Here is a 20,351-nt window from a genome sequence, read left to right as displayed (position 1 = left end):
AACAAAACAAGAGGCAAGGCACCTCCCGCCTCGCAGGCAGATCACCCGCCCGCGAGCGCAACGATAATCGCCTTCACCGACCGGATCGTCAGTGCATTGCGTTCCTCGTCAACAGGAAGCGCTTGGGACGAGACCTTGGCGACCACGATTTCGTTCTCACGGTCGACGTAAAGGTTCTGGCCGTGCACGCCATAGCCGAATAGCAGCGGGGCCGCCCCGTCCTCGACATACCATTTGCTGCGATAGCGCATCGGCGCGCCACCGAAGAGGTCCGCGAAGTCGCCAGCCGCCCAGGCGGCGGCATCGCCGCCAGCGATCAGATCGTCGATCCAGCCAGCGGGAACAACACCGCGACCGCCCTCGACAAGAAGCTGGCCGACCCGGGCGAGATCCCGGACCGTCGCGCAGAAACCACCCGCGCAGCGCGGGGCGCCGAACCGGTCGACGGTGATATAGGCGCTGCGCTCCGCCCCCATCGGCCGCCACAATTTCTCAGAAATGAGATCCGCATAGCGCTTTCCGCTGGCCCGCTCGATCACCCAGCCAAGCAGATCGGTATTCGGTGAGACATAGTGAAAGCTGCCCTCATGCGCGCCATCCGCATCGGTCATCGTCGCGAAAAAACTCCGCAGGTCCGAAGGCCGCTCCCCTGGCTCCAGCGGGTTCCAGTTCTGTGCCTTGCGGTATTCGATGATCGGCCCGGATGTCGCGAGATAATCCTCGTCAAAGGCAACGCCCGCCCGCATGTCCAGCAGGTGACGCACCGTCGCGCCTTTATAGGCCGTGCCCGCGACCTCCGGCACATAGCTGGTGACCAGTGCTGACGGATCGAGACTGCCGTCCTCAATCAGAATCCCGGAAATCAGGCCGAGCAACGACTTCGAGACCGACATCAGAATGTGCGGCGTGAAGGCATCCATGCCATTCGCATAGGATTCGAACACCAACTGGCCGCGTCTCAGAACCACGATCCCGTCCGTGTCCGTGTTGGCGAGGAAGTCCGCAAAACTCACCCCATCGTCCAGCGTCAGCCTGTCGAGACCGCCCGGCGCTTCGAGCAGACCGGACACAGCGCCCGGGTCATTCGGAATATCCGCAGACGCCACGATTTCGCGCACATGGTGGAACGCCCAACGGCTGAACGGCGTCGTCCGCCAGTTCGCCAGCGTCACCTGTGTTTCGGGAGAGGCAGGAAAGCCCTGCATGAGGTCTGTTTCGGGCATGGTGGGTCCTTGAAGGTTCGACGCTACCTCTACCCCTATCTCTGCCCGCGCACCACTCCTCCCGGCAGCGCGCCCGTCGCATCGCCGCCCCGATACGTCACCTTGCCGGAGACGATCGTGGCGTCGTAGCCGGTTGATTTCTGCATCAGCCTCTTGCCGTTCGCCGGCAGGTCGTAGGTGACGTAGGGGTCGGAGAAGCCGACCTTGTCCCAGTCGATGATATTGACGTCGGCCTTCTTGCCGGGCGCCAGCACGCCCCGGTCGGACAGTCCTGCGGCGCTGGCCGTGTCGGAGGTCAGGCGGCGGATCACGTCGGTCATCGGAAAGCGGGCCCGGTCGCGGCCCCAGTAGCTCATCAGCCAGGTCGGGTAGCCGGCATCAAGGATGAAGCCGACATGGGCGCCGCCGTCGCCAAGCCCCATGATCGCATTCCTGTCCGCCAGCATCTCTTCCGGCGCGCTCATGTCGTAAGTCGCGTAATTCACCAGCGGCGTGTAGATGAAACCGCGCCCCTCCCGCTCCAGCAGAATGTCGTAGGCAACCTCGGGCGCCGTGCGGCCTTCCCGCTCGGCGATTGCCTCAATCGAGTCACTCTTCGCAGGCTCGTAATTCGCGGGCGAGCCGAGCCGGAACATCTTGGAGAAGGAGATCCGGTGGATCAGCGGGAAAGTGCTGTCCTTCACCGGGTCCTCGGCGAGGATCTTCCGGCGCACCTCCGGATCACGCATCGCCGCGACCCGCTGGTCGAGCGGCAGGTCGCCGATGGAGCGATATGTGGCCGTGCCGGAAAACGGGTTCTGACTGCCTTCAAGGCCGAGCAGGATACCGATCGGGCGCGGCGCCACCACCGGCCGGATCGACAGTCCATCGTTCGCCGCCTCCCCCGCCAGCCGCAGCAGGTCACGCCAGAAATCCGGCCGGTTATGGCGCTGGTTCAGGGTAAAGACAGCGGTCCGGCCGCTATCCTCGACGATGCGGCGGAGCATGGCGAACTCGGTTTCCGGGTCCGGCTCGTCCCAGTCCGAGACGATCTCCAGGAACCCAGCCCCGGCATCCGCCATGCCGCGCGCGATCCCGGTCAGCTCTGCCTCCTGGGCGCGCAGGGTTGGCGTGTAGTCTCCGGCGAGGCTCTTGTGGCTGATGGTGCGCGAGGTCGAGAAGCCGAAGGCCCCGGCGCGCACGGCATCCGCCGAAATCTCTCGCATCCGGGCAATGTCTTCCGGCGTCGCATGTTCCAGCTGGATCGCCCGCTCGCCCATGACATAGACCCGGACAGCCGCATGGGGCAAAAGCACGCCGAGATCCATGTCACGCGGCAGCTTCTCCAGCACGTCGAGATATTCCGCGAAACTCTCCCACTGCCAGTTCAGCCCCTCATGCAGGACCGGGCCGGGAATATCCTCCACCCCTTCCATCAGCTCGACCAGCTTCTCCCGGTCCTCCGGTTTGCAGGGCGCGAAACCGACACCGCAATTGCCCATGATCGCTGTGGTAACGCCATGCCAGGCCGAAGGCGCCATGTGCTTGTCCCAGACTGCCTGACCGTCATAATGGGTGTGAATGTCGACAAAGCCGGGCGTCACCAGCTTGCCCCGAGCGTCGATTTCCTCGGCTGCGCTCTGCGCTCCAAAATCGCCAATCCCAACGATCCTGTCCCCGGCCAGCGCCAGATCCGCCTCGACCGGCTCCGCCCCGGTGCCGTCGACGATGGTTCCGTTCCGGATGATCAGCGTGGGTTCAACAGACATTGGATCAGCAGACATGGCGCATCCTCCCGATTTTCGTTTTTTCATTCTCTTTTTCCGGGAGTGTGAGGCTGCATGCGCCCGCCGTAAAGTTGCGGGTCGGCATCAGTGTGGTGACGCGGATGCGACGTCCGGGATGAAACTGGCTGACCGCTTAACAATCCTGGCGCGGGAGGGTTGTAGTCATGGTGGTTCAACGTCCAAAAAATCTACATTGTAATTGATAATGACTTGCATTACCGGTTGTGCGTCGGGTTGGTGCAGGGACCGTTTTCATACGGAGGCCACTGGCGCTTTGCGAGAACGCTGCGTGCAGCGGCACATCGTCTCGCGGGGGAAGTTACCGCTTTGGTTTTGGGGGCCAGAATGAAAAAGACGTTAGTCACCGGAGCGTTGTGGCTCGGGACAGTCGCATCGCAGGCAATGGCGCAGGACACTGTCCCGCAGCAAGGAAAAGACGGGACACCGGAATCCGTCCCGGCGGCCGTTATCCAATCAACGGAGCCCGGCGCGCTGGATGCAATCAAGGTCTTCGCTGATCTCGATCCGTACTTCGAGCAGAAGAATAGCACTGCCCTCAAAGGCACCGTGGACGAGGATCGTATCCCGTTCACAACGAACGTGCTGAACAGCCAGGTCATTGAGGACCTGAAGGCTGACCGCCTTGAAAAAGCATTCGACTACATCACCGGCTTTACCCGGAGCGGGCCGATCGCGAACAGCTTCACGATCAGAGGCCAATCCGCCGATCTGCAAAACCTTCAGGTCGACGGGCTTCCGGGCCTGACCACGCGCTTCGGCTCTCCGACCACGGCCAATATCGAAAGGGTGGAAGTGCTGAAAGGGCCAGCATCCGTTCTGTATGGCTGGATGGATCCAGGCGGGATGGTCAACATGATCACCAAAAAGCCGAAAGACGAGGAGATCCGGGAAGTTACGGCCTCCGGTCAGGTTTTTCCTGAATATGGTGCCACAGGTTACGCCGCGTCATTCGACATCAACGGACGAGCCGACGATTCCGGCATGTTTCTATATCGCCTCGTCGCTGGATACGAAAATGAGGATTCATTCCGTGATCACGTTGACGACGACCGCTCCGCCTACATGTTCCCGAGCTTCGCCTGGGTTCCCGACGAAAACAGACGCCTCGATATCCAGTTCGAATATACGAAAGACGACCGCAAGGCCGACGACGGATTGTTCGTGCTGAATCAGGACATAAACCAGCGCGCGGATATCACCACCTATTATCAGGAGCCCGGCGACACCGATACGGATGAAGGCTACGCGCTCGGGCTCGCCTACCAGCACCAGTTTACCAAGGGCGTCGACCTGAACCTGAAATGGCGCAGCGTCTGGCATACGGACGAGCGCGACCTCTACGAGAACAACGCGGTTCGGCCCGACAATACGCTGCGCCGCCGGAACCGCCATCAGTACAACGAACGTGAATATCATTTCGCGGACGCCAACGTGAATGTCGGCCTCGACGCGCTCGTGAAACACCAGCTGATTGTCGGCGTGAATGGCGGGTACGAATACCGTCAGTACGACCGTATCGCGTTCGACACCACGGGCGCCAATGTCGATCTTATCGATCCGGTTTATACAGGACAGGTTCTTGAGGACGACCCCGGCTCATTCCGCACCTGGGATCTCTATAATGTCGGCGTTTATGCACAAGACCAGATCGCTATTACGGACAAGCTCAGCTTCATTCTCGGCGGGCGCTATGACACGCAAACCGGCGACTACGACCTTCGATACGAGGACCGAAGCACGACGGCCAGCGAATCAGCGACGATCCACAACACCTCCTTCAACGCAGGCGCCACCTACGAAGTCAGCCCTCTAGCATCGTTCTATGCCAGCGTGTCGCAGTCCTTCAATCCGCAGGCGGTTCCGACCTTCGACGCAAACAACGAACAGCTCGATCCTGAAAAGGGCATGCAATATGAAGTTGGCCTCAAGCTCCGCTTGCTGGACGATAAGCTGAATGCAAATCTCGCCGTCTATGACCTGACGAAAGAGAATATTTCCGAGACGGTCGATGGCGCGCGCGCACTGGTCGGTACGGTCGAAAGCCAAGGTGCCGAGTTTACGCTGCAGTACCAGCCGTCGCTCAACTGGCAGATCCAGGCGGGCTACTCCTACACCGAGGCGGAAGTAACGGAGACAACGAACAACGACGCTCTCGGCAACGTGCCCGGCTTCGTTCCGAGGCACACCGCCTCCCTGCTCGCCCGTTACAACCATCCTGAGGAAGTGCTCGGCGGCATGGTCGGCATGGGCCTGGGATGGCGCTATCAGTCCTCACGCTATACGGATGAAGAGACATCCAAACGTGTAAGCCTGCCGGACTATCACGTCACGGATCTGAACTTTTACTACGAGCTGGAGAACCTGAAGCTATCGCTCATCATCGACAATCTGCTCGACGAGCTTTACTTCACCGGCGCGACCGACGACGCGAGAATATATGTCGGCGATCCACGCACGGTGACCCTGAAAGCCAAATACATTTTCTAGAACGAGATAGATGAGACGCTCCCTTCCGATCATTCTCGCTCTCGTTCTGGGAGTTCTCCTCGGCGGCCCATCGCGGGCCGCCGAGCCTTTTCCGGTTACCGTCACCGACCTTATGGACCGGAAAGTGACCATTCCGAGCGAGCCCAAGAGGGTGATCCTTGGCACCGGCCGGACGATTTATGCCCTCGACATGCTGTTCGAAAACGACCTGTTCGAGAATATCATCGCCTGGCGCCGGGACCTGATCCGGAACGATGATGACACCTATCAAGTTTATCTGAAGCGCTTCCCCTCTATTGCGAACCTGCCCGACGTCGGTCTTGTCAATCGCGGTGAGTTCGATGTTGAATACGCTATCAACATCCGGGGCGACCTGCTGATCCTCGATCTCGATCACTATCCGCTCGCCCACCAGAGCGGCTTGATCGAGACGCTGTCGGCAACCGGCATGGAAACGATTTTCATCGATTTCAAAAACGATCCGCTGAAGAACACACAGCGTTCCATGGCACTTCTGGGCGCGGTCTTCAACCGGCCCGGCCCGGCGGCCGAATATAACGCTTTCTACGATAAGCATCTGGAGACGCTCCGCCGCGCCGACGCCACCGTGAGACAACGCCGGACCGTGTTCATTGAAAGGGCAGCCGGTATCAACGGGCTGGACCAGTGCTGCCGGACCTGGGGCAAGTCGAATCTCGGACTGATCGCGGAAGCCGCCGGACTGGAGAATATCGGCAGCAAGCTGCTTCCCGGCGCCGGGGGCACGATCAGTATGGAGAAAGTCCTGATCGAAAACCCGAACCTTTATGTCTTCAGCGCGGCGAACTGGGGCAGACACCGCCCGGACGCACGCAACATTCCGCTGGGCTACACAATCGAAGAAGAAGAGGCGCAACGCGCTTTCCCCCCGCTGCTGTCACGTCCGGGTTTTTCCGTTCTGGACGCAACACACAACAACCAGATCTATGCGCTGTTTCATCAGTTCTACAACGCGCCGTTCAATATTATTGCCGCTTTATATCTCGCGAAATGGGCCTACCCGGAAATGTACCGCGACCTCGACCCGGCGAAGGAGTTCGCATTTTTACACGACCGGTTCCTGACCGCTGATTTCAGCGGCACCTTCGGCCTGCACTACCATCCCCGGGAGACTGAATGACCGAGTCCGCCGCCCTGGCATCGGACAGCCTCGCCGACGCCTATCACCGAGTCCGGCGGCGGAAGTTCCTGTCGCTTGCCGTGCTTGCCGTTGTTGTTGTGCTTGTCTTCATTGCCGATATCCTCATCGGCTCTCAGGGGCTCGGCATCGATGCCTTCCTGAAGGGTTTGTTCGGCGACAGCGCCTCCCGCGAAGCGGTCATCGTCTGGAAGATCCGCATGCCGGGAGCGGTCATGGCCTTGCTGGTCGGTATGGCGCTCGCCATCTCAGGCGCGCAGATGCAGACCGTTTTGAACAATCCCCTGGCCGACCCCTTCACGCTCGGCCTTTCCTCGGCGGCGGGCTTCGGCGCGGCCATGGCAATCGTACTCAACAAAAGCGTTGCGGGGTTCCTGCCCGTTCCCTCCGAATGGTTCATCGCCGCCAATGCCTTTGTCTTCTCATTACTAACCGTCTTCCTGATCAGCACGGCCAGCCGTATGCGGGATCTCAGCGCCGAGACCGTCACCCTGCTCGGTATCGCCGTCATGTTCGCCTTCAACGCCCTGCTGACGATGCTGCAATATATGGCCTCGGCGGACCAGCTTCAGGAGCTTATCTTCTGGATGATGGGCTCGCTCTCCAAGGCATCCTGGAACACCATTCTGCTTCTGGCTGCGATATTGCTCGTCGTCCTGCCTCTGCTCCTGCGTAATGCCTGGCAGCTGACCGCTATTCAGGCACATGAGCAGATGGCCCAGGTGCGCGGCGTCTCGACGGAAAGACTCCGTCTCACGATCCTGATCCTCGTTTCCTTCCTGACAGCCATTTCCGTCGCCTTCGTCGGCACCATCGGGTTCATCGGACTGGTCGCCCCACACACGGCGCGTCTTCTGATCGGTGAGGAGCAGCGCTGGCTTATGCCTGCCACCCTCCTCATCGGCGCGATCTTCATGAGCGCCACATCGCTTGTCTCCAAGGCGTTGATCCCCGGAGTGGTCCTGCCGATCGGAGTGATCACGGCCTTGATTGGGATTCCGTTCTTCCTCGCACTCGTGCTGGCGCGGCAGCCGCGCAGATCATGACCGCCGCTGTCTCCTCCATTGCGACCGTCTCAGTCGAACAACTCAGCCTCACCATCGGCCGGCGCCGGATCCTGACCGATATTGACGTGCCGCCGGTGCAGCGCGGGGAGATCCTTGCCATCGTTGGGCCGAACGGTGCCGGAAAGAGCAGCCTGATGCGATGCCTCTGCGGTCTGCTGAAATTTCAGGGAGAGCTGCGTTTCAACGGCATGCCGGTGCCGCCGCTGGCCCGGCATCGCCGCCAATGGTCGCCCCATATCGGTTATGTGCCGCAGGATGCCGGTATCAGGGCGAAAATCAGCGTCATGGAGCTGCTGCTCTCGGCGCAGAAAACCCATGGCCATTCACTCGCCGTCAAAAAAGAAGAACTGGCGCGGGCGGAACAAATTCTGACGCAGCTCGACATCGCCCATCTGGCACAGAGCTATTGCCCGACCCTGTCCGGCGGACAGATGCAGATGGTCGCCCTCGCACAGGCTTTGGTGTTAACTCCCTCGCTGCTGCTGCTGGACGAGCCGACATCGGCGCTGGACCTGCGCCACCAGTCTCGGTCGCTGAAACTGATCCGGAACTATGTCCGCACCCAGGATGAGCAAGGCACACCGAACGCGGCGGCCATCGTCATCCTGCATGACCTCAATCTGGCCCTGCGCTATGCGGACAAGGTCCTGTTGATCGATGACGGCCGGGTCACCGCGCATGGTGCTTTGCCCGACACGCTCACGCTCGATGTGGTCGGCAAGACGTTTGGCGTGGAGGGCGAGTACTTGATGAACAGCAAGGGCGACAAGGTGCTCGTCGTCTATTAGCCGACGCCCCGTTTGACACATCCCCGGCCGACACTTTCCAGGATTGCGCATGCTCGCCCCCCGGCGTCAGAAACGCCGGAGGTCTTCTTGTGGGTCTTCTTGTGGGCCTTTTTGGGGGACCGGCTTACTTGATCGCCAGAATATCGAAGTTTCTGACATTGGCAGCCACTCCGTCATCCCAACCGCCGGCAACCAACAAAGGGGCCTTCTCCTTCAACAGTCCCGCGACCGTGCCGGCGAAATGTGCTTCACGGCCGGACTCGTCAGCAAAAACATCGAAGATCGCGAAGTTGGTCTCATCGATCCGAAGCGCCGCCCAAAACAAGGTTTTCGGCTCCGTTCCCGCCACGATGGACCCGGCCGCGCTCAGCAAGGCCTCCAGTTGGTCGCCCTGCCCCGGAGCCGCTTCTATTTTGATATAGGTGGCGGTCGACGCATCGCTGAGGCCGAACGGCGCCTTTGCTGACAGAACAGTCGAGTTGTTGATCCTGGCAACGACGCCAGCATCCCAGCCACCGTCGACCAGAGCACCGGCATTCTCCTTCAGGGCACCTGCAACGGCACCGGAGAAATGCGCATCCCGTGACGCTTCATCGGCAAAGACGTCAAATATAGCCAACCTGTCGTTGGCTTGCAGCGCGAACCACAATTCTGTGCCGGGTTCAGTCTCCCTGACGATCGATGCAGCGCCGGTCAGAAAGTCGGCGAAGGCTTCGGTCTGGCCTGTCGCGGCCTGCATCTCGATATAGCTTGCGGTGTTCTTGGTCATTGCATTCTCCCCTGCGCTTGCGGTCGCCGTTACGGTGATCAGGGCCAGAGCTGAAAGCATCTGAAGGAATTGGACTTTCATAATCGCCTCCTGGTTCGGGCTTCATCGGTTCCGAGTTTCGATGCGCTTTTGTGGCACGCCGCGCGGCCTTGCCTCCAATTCCGAGAATCTATTTTACGATAGATTTTTACTATCTACCTGCGTCCGCATAGACTGACCAAACCTGTCACGGGAGGGTCCGATGGAGATGAATCAGGTCCGTTATTTTCTGGCTGTGTGCGAGCACCGTAACTTCACCCATGCAGCCAATGCGTCCAACGTGTCGCAACCTTCACTGACAGTCGCCATCAAGAAGCTGGAAGAAGAACTGGGTGGCGCCCTGTTCCTGCGCGACCGTGCGGGATGTAGGCTGACACCTCTTGGAAAACTCCTGCGGCCGCGGCTTGAAAAAGTTCACGGGGAGATGCGCGAGGCGAAAGCCGACGCGATCCGGCACACGAATCTCGAGCGCGTGCCGATTGGCATAGCCCTCGGCGAAACGATTGGGCACTCCAGGATTGCAGAGGCGGTAGAGCGGTTCAGGGCACGCGTGCCTCAAGCCGAAATCGAGTTGATCGTGGCGCAGCCGGATGCCTTGCTGGCGGGCCTTCGGGAGGGAGAATTCGATGTTGTCATCACTGCCCAGGATGTCAGCCCGGAGCTCTATCGCATAGACCATATCTATCGAGAATCTTATCGCGTCGTCGTCGCGAAAGGGCACGCGCTGGCAAATAACGATGCGGTCACCCTGGAGGCGCTGGCCGCCACGCGCTTGCTTGACCGGCCAAACTGCGAAATGCGCGATGCATTGCACGGGATCTGCGCCGATCACGGCCACAGACTATACGCCGCCTACCGGTCCAATCGCGTGGACTGGCTGCTTGCGCTCGCGCGGCAAGGCTCCGGGGCTGTGGTCTTGCCGCAGACGGCGATCCCAAAAGACCCGGACCTTGTTTCTCTCCCGATCGAACATATCGAGGTCGCACGCGATGTATCCGCGCTGCGCTATCGTCAACAGGCATCAAGACCGGAAACAAACGCGTTGATACGGGAGCTTTCATCCGGGTAGCGGCCCGCTTACCGACAGCTGCCCGAAGCAGCCCCCACTCTCCGCGCCGCTCGCCTGCCCTCCTGCCAAAATTCCATCAATCGGTATCGCCCGGCTTTGCTAGCCTCCCTGTCAAAAGATGAAGCGACACGCATGCGAGGGGAAACGCGACAATGGATAATTCAAGCAAAGTCGCCCTGATCGGGGCCGGACTGATGGGGCACGGGCTTGCCCTGGTGCACGCGATCGCCGGGCACCCGGTGAAGATGACCGATATCAGCGAGGCCCAGCTTGCGACCGGCATGGAGCTCGCCGCGAACGCGCTGGAGACCATGGTGTCGGCGGGCGCCATCGCCCGCGCCGACGTCGCGCCGATCCTCGCCCGGATCACACCTGTCGCAACTCTCGCCGAAGCAGTCGGCGACGCGGATTTCATCATCGAGGCGGTGGTGGAGAACCGGGAGGTGAAGACCCAGGTCTATGCAGAGATTGAGGCGGCGGCCCCGCAGACAGCGCTGATCGCCAGCAACACCTCCTATCTCGACGTCTTCCCGCTGGTCCCGGCGGGCCTGCAGAGCCGCTTCATCATCACCCACTGGTACACGCCGCCCTACATTATCGATCTGGTCGATATCGCTGGCGGGCCGGAGACCGATCCGGCGCATCTGACGACGATACGGGACCATTACCGCGCCATCGGCAAGAAGCCGGTCCTGTTCGAGCGCTTCACGCCGGGCTATGTCGCCAACCGGCTGCAGGCGGCGATGACACTGGAAATCACAAGGATGCTGGACGAGGGCTGGGCCAGCGCCGAGGCCATCGACGACAGCATCAAATACGGCCTCGCCTTGCGCATGGCGACCATGGGCGCGCTGATGAAAGCGGACTTCACCGGCCTCGACATGACCCGCCGCTCGCTCTCCAACAAGATGTACACACCCCCGGAAGTGAAGGGCTACAGCGAGACACTGGAAAAGCTGGTCGCCGACGGCAAGATGGGCGTGATGAGCGGATCCGGCTATTTCGACTATGGCGACATGAAGCCGGACGAGCTGTTCCGGAACCGGGATATCGGGCTGCTGAAACTGAAGGCCGCGGTCGAGACTGTGGAGGCGGAAACCCCGCTATCGCCGAAGGAATGACAGTCCCCGGACATCACTCGGACGTGCCGTCGATATAGACCCAGCCCTCGCCTTCGCGGCGAAACCGGCTGGTTTCGGTCTGCCGGCCCGTCCGGGCTCCCTCGCGCCATGTCGCGGTGAAGCGAACAATCGCGGTATCGGGGCCGGTCACCTCGTGGCGCTCAATCGTCAGTCCGGTCCAGACCTGGGCCGGGTCGAGCGTCAACATCAAGGGCCGCGTCTCCGCTGCCCAGCTCTTCTGCAGGTAAGCCGTATTTCCCCGGCTGAACGCGCAATAGCGGGAGCGCATCAGCTCCTCCGCATCCCGCGCCGGCGCGCCTGAATGCAACCGGCCACAGCAGCCCAGATAGCTCTTCCCGCTGCCGCACTCACATGGCTCGAACAAGAGACCCTCCCATCAACCCGCGCCCAATCACCCCGCACCGATATCGTCGAGATAGATCCGCACGGCATTCTGAACATGCCGGAAGCGATCGCCTCCCAGAGGCTTGCCGCCGAACCATCGTGTCACCACGATGATATGGTCGCGCACCCCTTCCCGCTCCAGCATCCGCAGGATCACCATTCCCGCGCCCGCCTCGCCATCATCGTTTTTCAACGCCGTATCGGCGGTCAGCAGAGCCCAGGTATTGTGAGTGGCCTTGGCGAATTTCTTTTTGGTGCACAGCGTCTTGATAAAGGCCTTGGCCTCCTCTTCGGACGCGCACGGACCACCCGAGACCGCATATTTCGAGCCTCGGTCGCTGATGATGTTTTCGAGAATACGCATGGCGCAGGCTTAGAGCGATCCGGTGATGGCAGCAAGGGGGCTGCGGTGCACCGGTCGGCATTTTGCCGTCCCTCTGAAAGCACAGCATGGAAAGCAAACGCTTCGCTTCAGAGCTGCGTGCTGCCGGTGTCCTGTAAATCTGAGAGGATTTTGCGGTCAAACCCGGAAAGGGGCTGGCTGCGGCTTGCGCTTAGCACCTGCTCCCGGAAGTCAACAAGCGCGAGACGCGCGGGAAGTGGAAAAGACGTTTCCACCCTGGCAAGGGTTTCCGAAAGCTGGCTGACGACATCCGCGTCGGTGATCCCGTATCGGGCAATCGCTGCGAAGGCCCGGCAGGCCACATCCTCCAGAACAACAGTTTCGGTCAGGAGACGCAACTTGCCGTCCCGGTCCAGTTGCATTTTCGAAGGGATGCCCCGTCCGTCTACGCGGCCAAGGACCTCTCCCAGTCGGTCAATGCAGTAGAGCGCGGTTGTCGGGTCATTTAAGCCGGGCGACAGGGAGCGCTGGGCCAGTTCCGCGATGCGATGGATGGCAAATTCAAAATCCTGATAGGGCGTCCGGTCCCGGCCGATGACGACCGCGCCGCGGAGATGTTCTGTGATCCTGTCCGATACCCGATCCTTCGGATACGCAGTTATCATGCAGTCCCCCTTGATGACAAACTGACCGGGCGGCGCATCGATCCGCAGAACAAGATCATGCTCCTCGGCAATCCCGATCAATGCGTCAACGCCAATATTCTGCACATACCCGCCAAAATCGGCCGCGATCTGCCTGCTGCCCGCGTCGAAGTCACCAGGCATTTGTTCCGCAGCCTTTTCGTCCGCTTCAGCCCCCGGCTCCTGCTCAGGCCGTTCGTGAAACAGGCGATCAACAGCGGCACAGCCTTCGCGCGCGAGTTTCGCCAGCAAGGTTTCGATCCGGATCGAGGTTGCGATGTGATGAATGAAATAGATCAGAACAGCGACACTGGCCGCGGCCAGAACAACCCCAAACCCGACCGCCAGATGCGGGACGAAGCTGCCCCCCTCCATGCCCCGCACCGACCGCAGCACGAACAGGCAGTACAGAAAGGTCGCGATAAACGTGCCCAAGACGATCTGGTTGCTGCGATCGCGCATGAAGTTGTCCAGAACCCGCGGCCCGAACTGCGAGGAGGCAAGTTGCAGCGACAGCATCGTGATTGAAAAGATCAGGCTCGCCACCGTGATCATCGACGTTGCGATCACCGACAGAACCGACCGCGCTCCCTCGGGCCCGAACGTATAAAACGCATTCGCGTCGTCCGTCCGGTCTACGTCGCGCAGGATATCGACCTCGATAAGCAGAAACGAAAGCGCCACAGCCACGACGACCATGAGAGCGGGCACGAACCAGAAGCTGGAGTTCAGCCGGTCCCAGAACGCGAAGACGCGGGTTATCGAAAACGAGGCAACCATGACCAACTCTTTCTTTGTCGCGTGCTGGGTCACGTGCTGGGTCGCAAGCTTGCCTAACTAACGGCGAAGCCGCTTTCCTTCACAGTGAAGGGGTTAATCCAGGGCCACGCGGCTTGAGCATCAATCCTAGTGCGATGTCGATCACCGCACCACCCGCTTGATCACCGCATGTAGGCGTAGTCCCTGAACGATGAGAGTGACTGGAACGATGGCGTATGCCGCGGCCAGGAGCGCGGATTTCTCTGCGACCTCCGGGAGGGAAAACGCCAGCGTCTTACCGGCCCGACGGCAAGAAGCCGGTGCTGGTCGACCGCTTCACGCCTGGCTATGTCGCCAACCGGCTGCAGGCGGCGATGACACTGGAAATCACAAGGATGCTGGACGAGGGCTGGGCCAGCGCCGAGGCCATCGACGACAGCATCAAATACAGCCTCGCCCTGCGCATGGCGACCATGGGCGCGTTGATGAAAGCGGACTTCACCGGCCTCGACATGACCCGCCGCTCGCTCTCCAACAAGATGTACACGCCGCCAGAAGTGAAGGGCTACAGCGAGACACTGGAGGGGCTGATCGCGGACGGAAAAATGGGCGTGATGAACGGGTCCGGCTATTTCGACTATGGCAACATGAAGCCGGACGAGCTGTTCCGGAACCGGGATATCGGGCTGCTGAAGCTGAAGGCGGCGGTGGAGACGGTGGAGACGGAGACGCCGCTCGGGAAAAGGGTGACGAGAAGAGGCGGTTAGAGGTGCGCGAGGGCGGCCTCTGAGTGACATCCCACCTCAAGCCTGTTGGGAAGTCAGGCGGTAGAGCGTTCCAACCGTTTTCCGGCGAAGATGAAGTGAACCAGAATCAGCGCCACGGCGAGGAGAATACCGACCCACATGACGGCGGCTGCCTTCCAAAGAACGAGAACCGCCAGGAAGAGCCGCAGAAACAGCTCCCATTGTGCGATAGGGCCACGGTCGAAACGTGCCAGAGCGGAGGCGATGAGATACAGCGCGAGAGTCAGGCGCAGCCCAAGAAAAGCAAGCGCGCCCCAGTCAGTTTCGCCGGAATATCCTTCAATGAGAGCCTTGCGGCCCTGGTCGTCGGTGATCGTGACCGCCTCTTGAATCAGCAGAAGTTCCGGGTACCACGCGAAGACGAAGGGGATGGTGAACATCACAATGCCGACCCGGACGGCGGCGATGCCGGTCCGCATGGGTTCGGTTTTGGTGATGGAAGCAGCCGCAAAGGCAGCAATTGCCACGGGTGGCGTGATGGCAGATGCAACGGCGAAATAGAAGACGAACATATGCGCAGTAAAGAAGCTGACACCAAGATTGGCCAGAAGCGGGCCGAGGAGCAGTGCGACATTCACATAGGCCGGGACAGTGGGCATCCCCATGCCCAGCAGGATCGCGCAGATCATCGTGCAACTCAGCGCAAGCATCAGATAGACCCCGCCCGAGATATCAATTTCGTAGCCAAAAACGTTCAGAACCTGCGCCGTCTCAAGCCAGGATGTCACAGCGCGGGTCAACTCACCTGTCAGACCGCTCTCGTTCAGGAAGGCCGAGATGATTGAGACCGCAAAAAGTAGCAGGAACAGCCGCGACAGAAGAATGCCGCCGTCGGCTAGTGCGGCGAATATCGTTAACGGGTTGGCCCGTGTTTTTGGATCGAGAAGCAGCAGCGGAAGCAGCACGGCGACCGCCCACCAGCCTGCGGAGACCGCGTCTCCCGTCGCGTTGACGATGGTCTGAAGCACACCTGCGGGCAGTATGACCGACAGCAGGCCTACGCTGATCGTGTCCTTGTTGCCGAGCAGCAGGATCAGGATCGTCAGGATTGGCATGAAGATGATGACGAGGTTGAGCCAGTCCTGCCGATGCATCACGAGGTCTTCCGGGATCTCGCGCATTGCGTGGACGCGTTCGCGGCGGGCCTGAAACATGACGGCGAGGAAGATCGAGAAGAAGAAGGCCATGGCAGGCAGGAAAGCCGCCGTGATCACCTTCGTGTAGGGCACAGATGTGAGTGCGACGAGCACGAAGGCCGCGACACCCATCACCGGCGGCATGATCTGTCCGCCCGAGGAGGCTGCTGCCTCGACTCCGCCTGCAAATTGCGGGGAGAATCCGTTCCGGCGCATCATCGGGATGGTCAGCCGACCCGTCGACAGCACGTTGGTAACCGGGCCGCCGGTAATCGTCCCGAACATTGCCGAAGAGACGATTGCCGCATGGGCCGGGCCACCGCGCAGCCGCCGCGTTGCGCGCACAGCCAGCTTGATCAGCGAGGTGCCTCCGGCGGAGGTGCCGAAAAGGGCGCCGAGAATGACATAAGGAAAGACCTGATTGACAACGATATCCATGAAACGGCCCATGAAACCGTCCGGCGTGATGAAGACATTCGTCACTTTTTGTATGGCCGCTGCGGTGACGTCACCGCCATCAGCGCCAAGCTTGGTCAACAGAAAATTATTGTCTGAAAGGTCGAACATCCAGATAAGCGCGGTTCCGACCGTATACAGCACAACGGCACTGGCAACCACTACCAGCGGCGCCCCCCAGACGCGCATATTGTACAGGAAGAACAATGTGATGATCGTGAAGAGAAGGGGAATAATCCAGACCCCGAACCGGGCTTGACAGGCAGGCACCTCGGCCTCGAACGACATGCCGGGAATCAGCCCCTCGGACCTCGCGGCCGCATCGGCGATCAGGCGTGCCCGTTCTCCTGTGATCTGGTCTATCAGGCAGACGGAATCGATCTCCACCAGGTAGCCGGTGACGCCCAGAAAAGCGGCGATGATAAGTCCGGCATCCAGTAGCAGCCCCAGCCAGGTCAGATGCGGTTTCTCAACCTTCCAGGCTCGGTAGACGCTCGCATCGAGCGCCACGATCAGCATCATCGCCATAAAGACGGGAGGATAGAAAAATTCTGGCGGGAAACCTGAGACGCGAAAGAATGGCTGCCCCGTGACCTCGCGGGCCCAGTCCTGCAAACCCGCAATCTCGGGCATCGTGTTGATCATCCCGACCCCCACCAAGAGCAGCGCCAGCATGAGGGCGATGCGCTTTCCAAGCGGAGCGGGGACGAGAGTGCCGGGTGATGTCATCGGGTCAGTGTCCATGCGCGGTCCGCGCGTTGTGCCCGGACCGCGCATAAGCTCCTGTTACGCTTAGGGACGGAGGCAGTCGGCCACGGTGTGGCCCGCTTCCTCAAAGGCGCGGATCGCACCGGGGTGCATCTTGATCTGGACCGCTCCGCAGGCGCCTTGGCTGACTCCATCAATGTCGTCGAAGGTCATCATCAGGAAAGGGCCGCGTGGCGAACTGGTCTCAAACCGTTCCTGCCCTTCGAGAAACGCCTTGGTGATGTCGTAGGCCAGCGTCTCGTGCATGGAGGCCGGGACGATCTGGCCAAAGGCGGTTGCGAAGCTGTCGAAAGTATCGTCGTCGGTCACCACCGTGATGTCATTGTTCGCGTAGGCCGCGCGCACCTGCTCGATCGGAAGCGAATACGGTGCGTGTCCGGGAGCCGCGACAATCTGCTGGCCCAGCTTGCTCTTCAGCAACGCCGACGGCACGTCAAAGATCGTGGTGCCACCCGCCGCGGCCAGTGCGATTTGACGGCCGGAAGGCAGACCCTCGGGGATGGTCCAGGCATCCGCACGCCCTCCGGTGATCGATCCCACAGTGTCAGGCCAGGGAGTCTGCACGCCCTCGTAACCTTTGCCGTCCTTGATACCGCTCAACAGCTGGACCATCGCCCGGCCAGAGGTCAGTGCAGCGCCCCTTGGCGGGCCGTTCCAGATTCGCAAGCCTTCCAGCTTGGTGATGTCTTTCACCGGATTGGAATTGTAATAGCCAAATATCTGGGCGGAGCCGGCATTGAAAAAGAGTGCCCGGATATTCGCCGCCAGCTCAGCGCCCTTCTCGGGGCCAATTCCGCTATAGGGGCCAATCCCCCGTGAGAGAAGGAAGGGCAGGATCAGCGGAGCCGGCGCAATATCGAGGCGCCCCTCGGCGACGGCCTGCACTGAATTGGTCAGCGTTGCGCCTTCGGTGATCTGCATCGTTGCGACACCGGCGCTGTCAAGCACGGCCGCCAGTGTGGTGTCGATATAGTGCGGTGTTGATCCCGGCGTTGTGGTTTCTGCGGTCAGGGTCACTTGCGCCTGAGCAGCGAGCGGTGCCAATGCGATAGCAACGCCCAAAAGCGTTATCTTGATCATGAGTGTCCTCCCTGATTATCGAGCCTTCCTGTAAAGGCACGCGCTCCTTGACCGGAGCTTACCATTTTTACGCTTACAGAATATATATGACTTGTCACGTATTATCTTTTCGGTTTTTATCGGAATTATGAGAGACAAGCCATGAACGACAGCGCCAAAATCGATGCTGAACGCATTCGCGACAGACAGGCTCGGGAAGGGTTCAACCTCTTCGCGCACCTGCCGACGGTCTATGCGGCGTCGCGGACCCAGGGACAAAAATTCCTGCAACACGGCGGCGGGCTCTCGATTGTCGAGTGGCGGACGCTTTGGGATCTGCATGAGGTAGGGCCGATGTCGATCCGGGATCTCTCTGCCATCCAGCGGACGGACCATTCACTTCTCAGCCGTGCGCTGCCCGAGATGCGCCGCAAAGGATATGTCACCATGCGCCGCGACGACAGCGACGGTCGGCATACCATTGTCGAACTGGCCCCGAACGGCCTTGCCGCCTATGAGAAGGCCGCTCCGGTCATGGCGCGGCGGCGGGCGGCTTTGCGTGATGTTTTTTCCGAGGAGGAAATCGTGACTTTCGTCGATCTACTCGAACGGCTGGAAGATTTCCTCCGGATTCCCGTCGAACAATTTCTTGGAAAGGATCCGGTGGAATGACCGACCGTCCGAACGTCCTCTGGATCATGGCCGATCAGCTTCGTTTCGATTACCTGAGTTGTTACGGCCACCCGCATTTGCATACGCCCCATATCGACGCACTGGCCGAGCGTGGTGTGCGATTCTCCAACGCTTATGTTCAATCTCCTGTCTGCGGGCCGTCCCGCATGTCGGCCTATACAGGCCGCTATGTGCGCAGCCATGGCTCGACGTGGAACGGGATGCCTCTTCGGGTGGGGGAGCCGACGCTGGGCGACCATTTGCGAGAGGCGGGAGCCCGGGCGGTTCTGGTCGGCAAGACACACATGGTTGCGGATGCCGAAGGCATGGCCTGGCTTGGTATCGACCCTGCCAGCGAGATTGGCGTACGGGTCTCCGAATGCGGCTTCGAGCCATTCGAGCGCGACGACGGTCTGCATCCCGACAGCCCGCGCCAGAAATGGTCAGACTACGACGACTATCTTGTCGCGCATGGATATGCATCAGACAATCCATGGGAGGATTTCGCCAATTCCGGCAAGGACGCCTCGGGCGAGTTGCTCTCGGCCTGGCTTCTGAAGAATTCCCGGATGCCCGCCAATGTCCCCGAGGAGCATTCGGAAACCGCCTATATGACCAACCGGGCCATGGCATTCATGGAAGAAGCCACGTCAGACGGGCGTCCCTGGGTCTGCCATCTGTCCTACATCAAGCCGCATTGGCCCTATATCGTTCCTGCGCCCTACCACGACATGTTCGATGAAAGGCACATCGTCGATCCGATCCGGTCCGAGGCCGAGCGCGATACCGATCATCCGCTTGTGCGCGCGTATCATGAGGCGCGCGTCTGCAAGAGTTTTTCCCGCGACCATGTCCGCGAGCATGTGATCCCCGCCTATATGGGACTGATCAAACAGCTCGACGACAATCTCGGGCGGTTGTTCGCATGGATGAATGAAACGGGCCTGAGCGAGAACACGATCATCGCCTTCACCTCGGACCATGGCGACTACATGGGCGACCACTGGATGGGGGACAAGGACTTCTATCATGAGATGGCCGTCAAGGTGCCCCTGATCATCGCCGACCCACGCCCTGCCGGCAATGCAAGCCGGGGCACGGTTTCGGACGCCCTGGTCGAGATGATCGACCTGGCGCCGACCTTCATGACGGCAGTGGGCTGCGCGCCTAAACCCCACGTCATCGAGGGCCGCGACCTGACCCCGATCCTGCATGGTCACGCCGGGTTCTCGCGCCACTACGTCATCAGCGAACATGATTATCACTGGTCTGATATGGCGCGAACCCTGGAGCAACCGCAGGAAGATGCCCGCACCACGATGATCTTCGACGGACGGTGGAAATATATCCGCTGCGAGGGGTTCAGACCTGTGCTCTTCGACCTCGAGACCGATCCGCACGAACTGGTCGATCTCGGTGCGTCAGAGCTGCCGGAACATGTCGAGGCAAGGGAGCGCTCCGCTGCCGCGCTGCTGGAGTGGGCCACGCGGCATCATACCCGGATCACAGCGAAGCCTGAATTGCTTGTCAGACAAGGCAAGACGTCGGAATCCGGAATCCTGATCGGGTTTTGGGACGAGGCCGAATACGAGGAAGCAACCGGAATTCCCTTCGACAGCCTCAAACCGCAAGGCCGCCCCTAGGTGTTTTTGAGCCACGGTCGCTGATGATGTTTTCGAGAACACGCATGGCGCAGGCTTAGAACGATCCGGTGACGGCAGCAAGGGGGCTGCGGGT

Annotated in this window: 17 protein-coding genes; 9 read left to right on the top strand and 8 right to left on the bottom strand. The window is 60.6% G+C overall.

Annotation, left to right across the window (positions count from 1 at the left end):
• Window positions 1-41: 41 nt before the first annotated feature.
• Entirely contained in the window at window positions 42-1,223 is a 1,182-nt protein-coding gene (locus ABJ076_RS06565; RefSeq protein WP_348192003.1) for a serine hydrolase, read from the bottom strand.
• A gap of 35 nt (window positions 1,224-1,258) precedes the next feature.
• A complete protein-coding gene (locus ABJ076_RS06560; RefSeq protein ID WP_348192000.1) occupies window positions 1,259-2,986 on the bottom strand; it encodes an amidohydrolase family protein in 1,728 nt (575 codons plus the stop codon).
• Between the two features lie 348 nt (window positions 2,987-3,334).
• On the opposite strand from ABJ076_RS06560, the gene ABJ076_RS06555 reads away from it, so the two are divergent.
• Genes ABJ076_RS06555 through ABJ076_RS06540 form a run of 4 tightly spaced genes read left to right on the top strand, consistent with a single transcriptional unit; the run spans window position 3,335 to window position 8,529 of the window.
• Window positions 3,335-5,497, top strand: coding sequence for a TonB-dependent receptor (locus ABJ076_RS06555; protein ID WP_348191997.1), 2,163 nt, complete (start codon window positions 3,335-3,337; stop codon window positions 5,495-5,497).
• Window positions 5,498-5,507: 10 nt separating this feature from the next.
• Entirely contained in the window at window positions 5,508-6,656 is a 1,149-nt protein-coding gene (locus ABJ076_RS06550) for a hypothetical protein (protein WP_348191994.1), read from the top strand.
• Window positions 6,653-7,720, top strand: coding sequence for an iron ABC transporter permease (locus ABJ076_RS06545; protein ID WP_348191991.1), 1,068 nt, complete (start codon window positions 6,653-6,655; stop codon window positions 7,718-7,720). Before ABJ076_RS06550 ends, ABJ076_RS06545 begins: the two co-directional genes overlap by 4 nt.
• Window positions 7,717-8,529 carry an ABC transporter ATP-binding protein gene (locus ABJ076_RS06540; protein WP_348191988.1) on the top strand — a complete coding sequence of 271 codons (813 nt, stop codon included), beginning with the start codon at window positions 7,717-7,719 and terminating at the stop codon, window positions 8,527-8,529. The genes ABJ076_RS06545 and ABJ076_RS06540 overlap by 4 nt, the downstream gene beginning before the upstream one ends.
• 124 nt (window positions 8,530-8,653) lie before the next feature.
• Here the strand turns inward: ABJ076_RS06540 and ABJ076_RS06535 are convergent, their stop codons facing one another.
• Window positions 8,654-9,379: a hypothetical protein gene (locus ABJ076_RS06535; protein ID WP_348191986.1), complete on the bottom strand. Its 726-nt coding sequence runs from the start codon at window positions 9,377-9,379 to the stop codon at window positions 8,654-8,656.
• A 160-nt stretch (window positions 9,380-9,539) separates the two neighbouring features.
• Here ABJ076_RS06535 and ABJ076_RS06530 point away from each other — a divergent pair, with 160 nt between their 5' ends.
• Both ABJ076_RS06530 and ABJ076_RS06525 read left to right on the top strand, forming a co-directional pair.
• Window positions 9,540-10,406 (top strand): LysR family transcriptional regulator, encoded by an 867-nt coding sequence (locus ABJ076_RS06530; protein WP_348191983.1) that lies wholly within the window; start codon window positions 9,540-9,542, stop codon window positions 10,404-10,406.
• A 152-nt stretch (window positions 10,407-10,558) separates the two neighbouring features.
• Window positions 10,559-11,527, top strand: a complete 969-nt coding sequence (locus tag ABJ076_RS06525) for a 3-hydroxyacyl-CoA dehydrogenase family protein (protein WP_348191980.1) — start codon at window positions 10,559-10,561, stop codon at window positions 11,525-11,527.
• 13 nt (window positions 11,528-11,540) lie between these two features.
• Here the strand turns inward: ABJ076_RS06525 and ABJ076_RS06520 are convergent, their stop codons facing one another.
• The 3 genes from ABJ076_RS06520 to ABJ076_RS06510 all read right to left on the bottom strand — a co-directional run bounded on the left by ABJ076_RS06520 (window position 11,541) and on the right by ABJ076_RS06510 (window position 13,738).
• The gene (locus tag ABJ076_RS06520) at window positions 11,541-11,912 is read right to left on the bottom strand and encodes a YchJ family metal-binding protein (RefSeq protein WP_348191977.1); all 372 of its coding nucleotides are present in this window, start codon (window positions 11,910-11,912) and stop codon (window positions 11,541-11,543) included.
• 27 nt (window positions 11,913-11,939) lie between these two features.
• On the bottom strand, window positions 11,940-12,296 hold the full coding sequence (locus ABJ076_RS06515) for a YigZ family protein (RefSeq protein ID WP_348191974.1): 357 nt from the start codon (window positions 12,294-12,296) through the stop codon (window positions 11,940-11,942).
• 107 nt (window positions 12,297-12,403) lie between these two features.
• Complete coding sequence (locus tag ABJ076_RS06510; RefSeq protein WP_348191971.1) at window positions 12,404-13,738, bottom strand: DUF2254 domain-containing protein; 1,335 nt, start codon at window positions 13,736-13,738, stop codon at window positions 12,404-12,406.
• A 215-nt stretch (window positions 13,739-13,953) separates the two neighbouring features.
• On the opposite strand from ABJ076_RS06510, the gene ABJ076_RS06505 reads away from it, so the two are divergent.
• Entirely contained in the window at window positions 13,954-14,484 is a 531-nt protein-coding gene (locus tag ABJ076_RS06505) for a 3-hydroxyacyl-CoA dehydrogenase family protein (RefSeq protein WP_348191969.1), read from the top strand.
• Window positions 14,485-14,537: 53 nt separating this feature from the next.
• Here the strand turns inward: ABJ076_RS06505 and ABJ076_RS06500 are convergent, their stop codons facing one another.
• Both ABJ076_RS06500 and ABJ076_RS06495 read right to left on the bottom strand, forming a co-directional pair.
• The gene (locus ABJ076_RS06500; RefSeq protein ID WP_348191966.1) at window positions 14,538-16,859 is read right to left on the bottom strand and encodes a TRAP transporter fused permease subunit; all 2,322 of its coding nucleotides are present in this window, start codon (window positions 16,857-16,859) and stop codon (window positions 14,538-14,540) included.
• Window positions 16,860-16,907: 48 nt separating this feature from the next.
• A complete protein-coding gene (locus tag ABJ076_RS06495) occupies window positions 16,908-17,963 on the bottom strand; it encodes a TAXI family TRAP transporter solute-binding subunit (RefSeq protein ID WP_348191964.1) in 1,056 nt (351 codons plus the stop codon).
• Window positions 17,964-18,104: 141 nt separating this feature from the next.
• Between ABJ076_RS06495 and ABJ076_RS06490 the strand changes: the two genes are divergently transcribed.
• Together ABJ076_RS06490 and ABJ076_RS06485 are read left to right on the top strand one after the other, a co-directional pair.
• Entirely contained in the window at window positions 18,105-18,614 is a 510-nt protein-coding gene (locus tag ABJ076_RS06490) for a MarR family winged helix-turn-helix transcriptional regulator (RefSeq protein WP_348191962.1), read from the top strand.
• Window positions 18,611-20,257, top strand: a complete 1,647-nt coding sequence (locus ABJ076_RS06485) for a sulfatase-like hydrolase/transferase (protein ID WP_348191959.1) — start codon at window positions 18,611-18,613, stop codon at window positions 20,255-20,257. The genes ABJ076_RS06490 and ABJ076_RS06485 overlap by 4 nt, the downstream gene beginning before the upstream one ends.
• Window positions 20,258-20,351 lie beyond the last annotated feature (94 nt).

The organism is Nisaea sp. (assembly GCF_039990255.1).
Classification (GTDB): Bacteria; Pseudomonadota; Alphaproteobacteria; order Thalassobaculales; family Thalassobaculaceae; genus Nisaea.
This window is presented reverse-complemented; position numbering and strand designations above follow the sequence as displayed.

Excerpts from the sequence above, each read along its gene's own strand:
- ABJ076_RS06565 (WP_348192003.1), bottom strand. The coding sequence starts at position 1,223 with ATGCCCGAAACAGACCTCATGCAGGGCTTTCCTGCCTCTCCCGAAACA.
- ABJ076_RS06560 (WP_348192000.1), bottom strand. The coding sequence starts at position 2,986 with ATGTCTGCTGATCCAATGTCTGTTGAACCCACGCTGATCATCCGGAAC.
- ABJ076_RS06555 (WP_348191997.1), top strand. The coding sequence starts at position 3,335 with ATGAAAAAGACGTTAGTCACCGGAGCGTTGTGGCTCGGGACAGTCGCA.
- ABJ076_RS06550 (WP_348191994.1), top strand. The coding sequence starts at position 5,508 with ATGAGACGCTCCCTTCCGATCATTCTCGCTCTCGTTCTGGGAGTTCTC.
- ABJ076_RS06545 (WP_348191991.1), top strand. The coding sequence starts at position 6,653 with ATGACCGAGTCCGCCGCCCTGGCATCGGACAGCCTCGCCGACGCCTAT.
- ABJ076_RS06540 (WP_348191988.1), top strand. The coding sequence starts at position 7,717 with ATGACCGCCGCTGTCTCCTCCATTGCGACCGTCTCAGTCGAACAACTC.
- ABJ076_RS06535 (WP_348191986.1), bottom strand. The coding sequence starts at position 9,379 with ATGAAAGTCCAATTCCTTCAGATGCTTTCAGCTCTGGCCCTGATCACC.
- ABJ076_RS06530 (WP_348191983.1), top strand. The coding sequence starts at position 9,540 with ATGGAGATGAATCAGGTCCGTTATTTTCTGGCTGTGTGCGAGCACCGT.
- ABJ076_RS06525 (WP_348191980.1), top strand. The coding sequence starts at position 10,559 with ATGGATAATTCAAGCAAAGTCGCCCTGATCGGGGCCGGACTGATGGGG.
- ABJ076_RS06515 (WP_348191974.1), bottom strand. The coding sequence starts at position 12,296 with ATGCGTATTCTCGAAAACATCATCAGCGACCGAGGCTCGAAATATGCG.
- ABJ076_RS06510 (WP_348191971.1), bottom strand. The coding sequence starts at position 13,738 with ATGGTTGCCTCGTTTTCGATAACCCGCGTCTTCGCGTTCTGGGACCGG.
- ABJ076_RS06505 (WP_348191969.1), top strand. The coding sequence starts at position 13,954 with ATGCCGCGGCCAGGAGCGCGGATTTCTCTGCGACCTCCGGGAGGGAAA.
- ABJ076_RS06500 (WP_348191966.1), bottom strand. The coding sequence starts at position 16,859 with ATGGACACTGACCCGATGACATCACCCGGCACTCTCGTCCCCGCTCCG.
- ABJ076_RS06495 (WP_348191964.1), bottom strand. The coding sequence starts at position 17,963 with ATGATCAAGATAACGCTTTTGGGCGTTGCTATCGCATTGGCACCGCTC.
- ABJ076_RS06490 (WP_348191962.1), top strand. The coding sequence starts at position 18,105 with ATGAACGACAGCGCCAAAATCGATGCTGAACGCATTCGCGACAGACAG.
- ABJ076_RS06485 (WP_348191959.1), top strand. The coding sequence starts at position 18,611 with ATGACCGACCGTCCGAACGTCCTCTGGATCATGGCCGATCAGCTTCGT.